This window comes from Streptomyces kebangsaanensis (genome assembly GCF_001906585.1).
Classification (GTDB): Bacteria; Actinomycetota; Actinomycetes; order Streptomycetales; family Streptomycetaceae; genus Streptomyces; species Streptomyces kebangsaanensis.
Map to the genome: position 1 here is coordinate 39249 of NZ_JUJA01000065.1, position 8907 is coordinate 48155.

An 8907-nucleotide genomic window follows, 5' to 3' on the forward strand; every position below is an offset into this window, starting at 1 on the left:
TCGGTTGCGGGTCGGTCACCGGCGGCTTGGACGGGCGAGGCGGGAGCAGCTCTCATCCGGCGGGTTCCGGTCCACCGAGTGGGAGCGCTCCCACCTCGCTTGGCAGTGAAAGTAGCGCGGCCGGCGACGGCTGTAAACGCCCGGGGCCGGTTTGGCGCACAAAGGCGGGGGCCGCACCCCCGTTGCCGAGGATGCGGCCCAACTGCCTTGAGAGATCCGTTACTTGCGGATCAGGCTGCGCAGCACGTACTGCATGATGCCGCCGTTGCGGTAGTAGTCCGCCTCACCGGGGGTGTCGATGCGGACCACCGCGTCGAACTCGACACCACTGTCGGTGGTGACCTTCACCGTGCTCGGCGTGCGGCCCTCGTTGAGCTCGGTGACGCCGGCGACGGAGAAGGTCTCCTCGCCGGTCAGGCCGAGGGACTGCGCCGACTGGCCCTCCGGGAACTGCAGCGGCAGGACGCCCATGCCGATGAGGTTCGAGCGGTGGATGCGCTCGTAGGACTCGGCGATGACGGCCTTGACGCCGAGCAGCGCGGTGCCCTTCGCCGCCCAGTCGCGGGACGAGCCGGAGCCGTACTCCTTGCCGGCCAGGACGACCAGCGGGATGCCCTGCTCGATGTAGTTGCGCGAGGCGTCGTAGATGAAGGAGACCGGGCCGCCCTCCTGCGTGAAGTCACGCGTGTAGCCGCCCTCGGTGCCCGGCGCGATCTGGTTGCGCAGGCGGATGTTGGCGAACGTACCGCGGATCATCACCTCGTGGTTGCCGCGGCGGGAACCGTAGGAGTTGAAGTCGCGGCGCTCGACGCCGTGCTCGGTGAGGTACTGGCCCGCCGGGGTGTCGGCCTTGATGGCACCGGCCGGGGAGATGTGGTCGGTGGTGACCGAGTCGCCCAGCTTGGCGAGCACCCGGGCGCCGGAGATGTCCTCGACCGGGACCGGCTCCATGCCCATGCCCTCGAAGTACGGGGGCTTGCGGACGTAGGTGGACTCCGGGTCCCACTCGAAGGTGTCGCCGGTCGGGACGGGCAGGGACTGCCACTGGGCGTCGCCGGCGAAGACGTCGCTGTAGGACTTGGAGAACATGTCCTCGCCGATGGCGTTGGCGACGACCTCGTTGACCTCGGCCTCGGAGGGCCAGATGTCCTTCAGGTAGACCGGGTTGCCGTCCTGGTCGGCGCCCAGGGCGTCACGGGTGATGTCCACCTTCATGGAGCCCGCGATGGCGTACGCGACGACCAGCGGCGGGGAGGCCAGGTAGTTCATCTTGACGTCGGGGTTGATCCGGCCCTCGAAGTTGCGGTTGCCGGAGAGGACCGAGACCACGGCGAGGTCATGGTCGTTGACGGCCTTGGAGACCTCCTCCGGCAGCGGGCCGGAGTTGCCGATGCAGGTGGTGCAGCCGTAGCCGACGAGGTTGAAGCCCAGCTTGTCCAGGTACGGGGTGAGGCCGGACTTCTCGAAGTAGTCGGTGACGACCTTCGAGCCCGGGGCGAGGGTGGACTTGACCCACGGCTTGCGGGCGAGGCCCTTCTCGACCGCCTTCTTGGCGACCAGGGCGGCGCCGATCATGACGTACGGGTTGGAGGTGTTGGTGCAGGAGGTGATGGCGGCGACCGTCACCGCACCGTGGTCCAGCTCGTAGGTCGTGCCGTCGGGGGCGGTGACCGGAACCGGGTTGCTGGGCGCGCCGTTCGGGGTGACGGCCGGGGCGTCGGAGGCCGGGAAGGACTCCTGGCCCGCCTCGTCCACGTTGTCCACGTAGTTGCGGACGTCCTGCTTGAACTGCTCGGCGGCGTCGGCGAGGACGATGCGGTCCTGCGGGCGCTTCGGGCCGGCGATGGACGGGACGACCGTGGACAGGTCCAGTTCGAGCTTCTCGGAGAAGTCCGGCTCGGCCTTCGGGTCCAGCCAGAGGCCCTGCTCCTTGGCGTAGGCCTCGACGAGCGCGACCTGCTGCTCGGAGCGGCCGGTCAGACGCAGGTAGTTCAGGGTCTCGCCGTCGATCGGGAAGATCGCGGCGGTGGAGCCGAACTCCGGCGACATGTTGCCGATGGTGGCCCGGTTGGCGAGCGAGGTGGCGGCGACGCCCTCGCCGTAGAACTCGACGAACTTGCCGACCACGCCGTGCTTGCGCAGCATCTCGGTGATGGTCAGCACCAGGTCGGTGGCGGTGGTGCCGGCGGGCAGTTCGCCGGTGAGCTTGAAGCCGACGACCCGCGGGATGAGCATGGAGACCGGCTGGCCGAGCATGGCGGCCTCGGCCTCGATGCCGCCGACGCCCCAGCCGAGGACGCCGAGGCCGTTGACCATGGTGGTGTGCGAGTCGGTGCCGACGAGGGTGTCCGGGTAGGCCTTGCCGTCGCGGACCATGACCACGCGGGCCAGGTGCTCGATGTTGACCTGGTGGACGATGCCGGTGCCGGGCGGGACGACCTTGAACTCGTCGAAGGCGGTCTGACCCCAGCGCAGGAACTGGTAGCGCTCCTTGTTGCGGCCGTACTCCAGCTCGACGTTCACCTTGAAGGCGTCGCTGGTGCCGAACTTGTCGGCGATGACGGAGTGGTCGATGACCAGCTCGGCCGGGGCCAGCGGGTTGATCTTCGCCGGGTCGCCGCCGAGCTCCTTGACGGCCTCGCGCATGGTGGCGAGGTCCACGACGCAGGGCACGCCGGTGAAGTCCTGCATGATCACGCGGGCGGGCGTGAACTGGATCTCCTGCGACGGCTTGGCCTGGGAGTCCCAGTTGCCGAGGGCACGGATGTGGTCGGCGGTGATGTTCGCGCCGTCCTCGGTGCGGAGCAGGTTCTCCAGCAGGACCTTCAGGCTGTAAGGCAGTCGGGCCGAGCCCTCGACCTTGTCAAGCCGGAAGATCTCGTACGACTCGTCGCCCACCTGCAGCGTGCTGCGGGCGTCGAAGCTGTTCGCCGACACGACAGTCTCCTTCACTCATGTGCGCGTACCACCACGATCCTGCCGCCACGGCGTATCGGCCACTCCACTAAGGCGAGGCTAAGTTAGGTGTGCCTTACTTGAAGGGCGGCTGCGGTGCTCCTGGCAGATATCTCGATGTCGAGATAACTCTAGTACATGGGGGCGGGATGGTCATGCGCGGGCGGGCACGGGCGGGGCGGGCACGGGCGGGGGCGGACGCGAGCGGGGCGGACACATCGCGCGCGGCCCGGCCCAACCGGGCGCTCCCGCCCATCACTACGCCAAGTCGGGGTATCCGCAAGGAATCCGGCGGCGCACACGACCGCCGCTACCCCCCTTCGAAAGGAGCACCCGCATGCCGCTCACGTTCCGCAAGAGCTTCCGGATCCTCCCGGGAGTGCGGCTGAACATCAACAAGCGTTCCTGGTCGTTCACCACCGGCGGGAAGCACGGGCCGCGGTACACCCACAGCAGCACGGGACGTCGTACGACATCGATGGATTTGCCCGGACCTTTCGGGTGGCGTCGAACCCGTAGGGCCAAGCGTCACTGACGGTGCATCACCCGAATGGACCCCTCAAGAGGCGCCATCTCATATCTGAGATAACCTCAGCCTCATGGCAGACGACTACCTCGTACGCATCGGCAAGCTCATCCGTGACGCCCGGCAGCACAGAGGCTGGACGCAGACACAGTTGGCCGAGGCGCTGGGCACCAGCCAGAGTGCCGTCAACCGTGTCGAGCGCGGCAACCAGAACATCAGCCTTGAGATGATCGCCCGCATCGGCGAAGCCCTGGACAGTGAGATCGTATCCCTGGGCTACGCGGGCCCGATGCACCTGCGGGTGGTGGGCGGACGCCGCCTGTCCGGCGCCATCGACGTGAAGACGAGCAAGAACGCGTGCGTGGCCCTGCTGTGCGCCTCGCTGCTCAACCAGGGGCGCACGGTGCTGCGCCGGGTGGCCAGGATCGAGGAGGTGTACCGCCTGCTGGAGGTGCTGAACTCCATCGGTGTGCGCACCCGCTGGATCAACGACGGCACCGACCTGGAGATCGTGCCGCCGGCCGACCTGGACATGAGCACGATCGACGCCGAGGCCGCCGTGCGCACCCGGTCCATCATCATGTTCTTCGGGCCGCTGCTGCACCTCACGGACCACTTCAAGCTGCCGTACGCGGGCGGCTGCGACCTCGGCACGCGCACCATCGAGCCGCACATGATCGCGCTGCGCCGGTTCGGGCTGGACATCACCGCCACGGAGGGCCAGTACCACGCCGTGGTAGACCGCGCCGTCCGCCCGGACCGCCCGATCGTCCTGACCGAGCGCGGCGACACGGTGACCGAGAACGCGCTGCTGGCGGCGGCCCNCCGCCACGACGGCGTGACCGTCATCCGCAACGCCTCCTCCAACTACATGGTCCAGGACCTGTGCTTCTTCCTGGAGGCGCTCGGCGTGCGGGTCGAGGGCATCGGCACCACCACGCTCACCGTGCACGGCGTGCCGGTCATCGACGCCGACGTGGACTACTCCCCCTCCGAGGACCCGGTGGAGGCGATGAGCCTGCTGGCCGCCGCGGTCGTCACCGAGTCGGAGCTGACGGTGCGCCGGGTGCCGATCGAGTTCCTGGAGATCGAGCTGGCGGTCCTGGAGGAGATGGGCCTCGACCACGACCGCGGCGAGGAGTACGTCGCCGACAACGGTCGCACCCGCCTGGTGGACCTCACCGTACGGCCCTCCAAGCTGGAGGCGCCCATCGACAAGATCCACCCGATGCCGTTCCCCGGCCTGAACATCGACAACGTCCCCTTCTTCGCGGCGATCGCGGCCTCCGCGCAGGGCAAGACGCTGATCCACGACTGGGTGTACGACAACCGCGCCATCTACCTGACGGACCTCAACCGCCTGGGCGGCCGCCTGCAACTCCTCGACCCCCACCGGGTGCTGGTCGAGGGCCCCACCCGCTGGCGCGCGGCCGAGATGATGTGCCCGCCGGCCCTGCGCCCCGCCGTCGTCGTCCTGCTGGCCATGATGGCCGCGGAGGGCACGTCGGTGCTGCGCAACGTGTACGTCATCAACCGGGGTTACGAGGACCTCGCCGAGCGACTGAACTCGGTCGGGGCGCAGATCGAGACCTTCCGGGACATCTGAAAACCTTCGGAACAGGCGCCGCCACACCCGTCCTCGCCTGCATGGATACGAGGCGGGGTGGGGTGTGGCGACGTCTCTGCACGACCGGGCGGTGCGACCGGATGCGTGCCCCGTTGTGCGAGTGCGGACGCACATGCCGCTGCGTCGGCAGTGGTGAAGGCGAGCGGTGGGGCTGTTCGCCCTGCCTCGACGAGCCCGCCGTCTGCGGGGGAGGCCATGACGAGTGACGCGTCAACAGCCGGGACCGTCAGGGCGGGGCCCCGCTGCGCGAACCGCCCCGACACCGATGGCGATCCGCTGCAGGAACTCACCGACCCCGTCACGACCCTCGTCCCCGCCCTCGACGACGCCACGGCCCTGACCGCACTCCAGCGAGTCACCGGCCGGCCGGCCAGCCGGCACCATCTGACCTGGGCTTCGTCACCCGCACCGACCTGTTGACCGGCGCCGGTGACGAAGCCCCTGCCCCAGCCGCCCCGCGGTTCATCGACTGGTTCGCCGACTCCGGGGCGACCAAGGCCGTCCGACCGTCCTGCCCATGCCGCCACGAGATGAAGGCCCTGGCCGGAACCGGGGTCAAGGCCCGGCTTCCGGGGCCGGGCGAGGCACCGGTACGGGTTGGGGTTCGCCGGCCGTCGGCGTCGAAGGGATGCCGATCCGGTGTTCAGTGCTGTTCTGGCGGGGTGGCCTGTTACGCCCGAGGCGTTCGTGAGCGTCGGCGAAGTGCCCGGAAACGGCCGCGGAGACTGTCGAGAGGTCCAGGGCCAGGGCGAAGCCGGCGATGATCTCCGCCAGCCGGACGGCGCTTCCCCGGCCGGTACATCCCATCGCTTCCAAGAGCTCGTGCTGCGTGGGCAGGTGGGTGCCGCCCCCGACCGTGCCGACTGCCAGGCCGGGCAGGGTCATACTCGCGTAGACGCCGTCCCGTGTGCGTTCGAGGATGAACTGCCCCACACTCGACTCGTGAACGCAGGCGATGTCCTGGCCCGTCGCCGTGAAGATCGCCGCCACGATGTTGGCGGTATTCGCGTTGGACCCCAGGACCCCGCTGTGGACTGCTCCGGCCGTGATGTGCTGGTACCCCGTGACCAGCTCGTCGGGGGTGGTTCTCAGGACCCGTTGGACGACCCCTGCCGGCAGAAGGCAGTCAGCGGCCACCCTGATTCCGCGGCCTTCCGCCACAGCCTGGGCCGACGCCTTCTTGTCTCCGGACGTGTTCCCTTCGATGAGGAAGGATTCGAGCTCCTCGTCTGCCACCAGGTGCGGCTGTCGCAGGATCCACTGACACGCGTGCCAGGTGCAGGCAGTCGTCATGTTCTGTCCTGCCGCGTCCCCGGTGGTGTACCTGAACCTCAGGTGAACGGTCCTGCCCAGGACCACGGGCTCGATCGAGATGAGCGTGGCGTGGTCGGACACCTGCCGGATGATCGCGCGGAGGTCGCCGAGGTGCCGGAGGATCGCCGAGGCGAAGCGGCCGGCGCCGGCCAGCCGGGAGAACGCGAAGACAGGAGCACGCGTCATCGCTTGCAGGGCGGCGCGTGTGCTGACGCCGCCCGCCATGGTGACGGCCAGGGCTCCCCGCGTCGCCGACGAGACCAGGGCACCTTCCGTGGTGGCCATGGGAGCGTAGACCTCGCCCTGGACGTTCGTCCCGCAGAACAGCAGGGGTCCGGCCACGCCGACCGGGATTTCGACGGTGCCGACGAGTCCCTCGATATTGCCGGTCAGCTTGTCGGCGTCAAGCCGTGTGTGTTGCAGGGAGTCCAGCGCCGACCGGGTCCTGGAGCGGAGCCAGTCCAGCCGCTGGAGTCGCGCCGCCTCCGTGTAAAGTCCCCGGGCGGGCACGTACCGTCCTGGGGGCCGTGGCGGACGGGGCAGGCCCGGGCTTTCTCCAGAGCTCATACGACATCGCTTTCCTCTGTGGCGGGCGTCGGCCCGATGGGTTGCTTCGGGGATGACGGTCCCCGGTCATGCCGGGGGACGAGCACGACCGCAGTAGTGGTCGCAGGACGGCCGAGGCGACTGCGTCGGCGACCGGCCCGTGCCGAACCGGCCCGTTGTTCGCAGGTGTCGTCGCGGTACGCGGGGGCACCGGTTCGACGTGGTCACCGACCCCACGACGCTCGGCACACGTGGTCCCGCAGCCGGGCCCGGCGGACGATGTGCTGAGTCGACCCTTCGATGACGGCACCCTCCCCGGCCGCGACGGGCGCCCCACTGACGGCCCCGGCCCGGTGCCTTGTCCTGGTCACGTTCGAACCACTCCCCCCTTCCCACCCCGACGCGCGGCGGCAGCCCCGGCACCGGCTCAACGACACCTCGGCCCCCGGGTTACGCGCGCAAGACGGCGCCGAGGTGTCCCCGTTCCCGTCGAGTCGTCCCGTTCCGGGCCAAGCCCCTGACCACCATGGGGAAGTGCCACAGGGGCCGCCGGGCGGTCGGGCTCCGCGGCGGGGGAAGCCGAGGCGCATGGCGCGGGACAGAGCCCGATCCCTGATGGACCCAGCCCTCGCAGCGAGGCACCGTGCCATGCGGTGTCGGTCCACTGACGGTCGGGCGGATCAGGTCCCCCGGGACGGTTGTCGTGATGAGCGTGAGGTGGCCGTCCTTGTGCAGCGTGGTGAGCCCGGCGTGGAGCCGTTCGGCGCAAGCGGGGCCGAGCAGGGCGGCGGCTTCGTCTTGCACGCGACGGGCGGAACGGGGGAGGGCCAACTGGGCCCTCAACCTCCCACGATCCCGGCGAGTGTGACGCAGTGACCAATCCGGGCACCTTGAGACGGATCTACCGTCACAACAGACGTGGCATGTCACCCTGCGCCACTACCGCAACCGCCCGGCCCATGCCTCGCGCGAAGCCGGTCTCCCGGCTTGAGCACGCATCATGCTTGCAAGCTGTGCAGGGACACAGGAACTCTTCCTACTCCGGAAGGAGTTCGCAGCAGGCAGCAAGGTGCTCCCCCCAGAGCGCCAAGGAGCCGAAGCCACCCGGACTCACGACCTCGGCGACCGGTTCATCAACCGCGTGACCTTCGGCTACGCCCCGCTGACGAGACCAGGAGTCCCCAAAAGCGATGAAGGTGTGCCGTCCGCCGCTCCAGCGCCCGGCGCGGCTGACGGCACGCCCTCAAGCCACTCAGCACTCCGACGCGAACCGCACGAACTGCCCCCAGCCCTCGCGGCCGATCGCGAAGGCCGGGCGGGTCACGTCCTTGGAGTCCCTTACGTGGACCGCCTGTTCGGCGATCGCGACCTCCACGCAGTCGTCGCCCGAGCTACCGCTATAGCTTGACTTGAACCAGGCGAGTTCTGTCGCGCTCATGTCTCTCCTCGCAGTCGCTCCAGCAAGGCCCGGGAATCTTTGGGGTGCAGGGCCTGCGACCGCAGTGTGTCATAGTGAACCGTTCCGGGTTCGATAGGGACTCGATCGTTTGAGAGGATCGAGTCATGGCACGCTCTTCCCAGTACCCGCTTGAGCTGCGCCGTCGTGCGGTGCGGATGGTCGCCGAGGTGCGGCCGGAGTACGACACCGAGTGGGCCGCGATGAAAGCGGTCGCCCAGAAACTGGGCATCGGCACGACCGAGACCCTGCGCAAGTGGGTACGGCAGGACCAGATCGATGCCGGCACCCGGCCGGGCACCACGACGGAGGAGTCCGCCGAGCTGAAGCGGCTGAAGAAGGAGAATGCCGAGCTGAAGCGGGCGAACGAGATCCTCAAAGCCGCGGCGTCTTTCTTCGCGGCCGAGCTCGACCGGCCACACACACGCTCGTAGCGTTCATCGACGAGCACAAGGGCCGCTTCGGCGGCGTCGAGCCGATCTG

At 69.0% G+C, this 8907-nt stretch carries 5 protein-coding genes and 2 pseudogenes; 4 read left to right on the plus strand and 3 right to left on the minus strand.

Annotated features, from left to right (window positions below):
* Positions 1-219 precede the first annotated feature (219 nt).
* Complete coding sequence (gene acnA / locus RH94_RS09385; RefSeq protein WP_073947164.1) at positions 220-2937, minus strand: aconitate hydratase AcnA; 2718 nt, start codon at positions 2935-2937, stop codon at positions 220-222.
* Between the two features lie 355 nt (positions 2938-3292).
* Between acnA and RH94_RS09390 the strand changes: the two genes are divergently transcribed.
* From RH94_RS09390 to RH94_RS42885, 3 genes and pseudogenes are all read left to right on the plus strand, one after another.
* Positions 3293-3490 (plus strand): DUF4236 domain-containing protein, encoded by a 198-nt coding sequence (locus RH94_RS09390; RefSeq protein WP_073947165.1) that lies wholly within the window; start codon positions 3293-3295, stop codon positions 3488-3490.
* A gap of 64 nt (positions 3491-3554) precedes the next feature.
* Positions 3555-4305: helix-turn-helix domain-containing protein (locus RH94_RS42880; RefSeq protein ID WP_234425648.1), on the plus strand; the 751-nt coding region annotated here is incomplete at its 3' end.
* Between the two features lies 1 nt (position 4306).
* Positions 4307-5087 (plus strand): annotated as a pseudogene (locus RH94_RS42885) (UDP-N-acetylglucosamine 1-carboxyvinyltransferase); the annotation flags it as partial.
* A 576-nt stretch (positions 5088-5663) separates the two neighbouring features.
* On the opposite strand, the gene RH94_RS09400 reads toward RH94_RS42885, so the two are convergent.
* A complete protein-coding gene (locus RH94_RS09400; protein WP_234425649.1) occupies positions 5664-6932 on the minus strand; it encodes a hydroxymethylglutaryl-CoA reductase in 1269 nt (422 codons plus the stop codon).
* Between the two features lie 1288 nt (positions 6933-8220).
* Positions 8221-8406, minus strand: coding sequence for a DUF397 domain-containing protein (locus RH94_RS09405; RefSeq protein WP_073947167.1), 186 nt, complete (start codon positions 8404-8406; stop codon positions 8221-8223).
* A gap of 125 nt (positions 8407-8531) precedes the next feature.
* Between RH94_RS09405 and RH94_RS09410 the strand changes: the two are divergent.
* Positions 8532-8907: pseudogene (locus RH94_RS09410) on the plus strand (transposase); the annotation flags it as partial.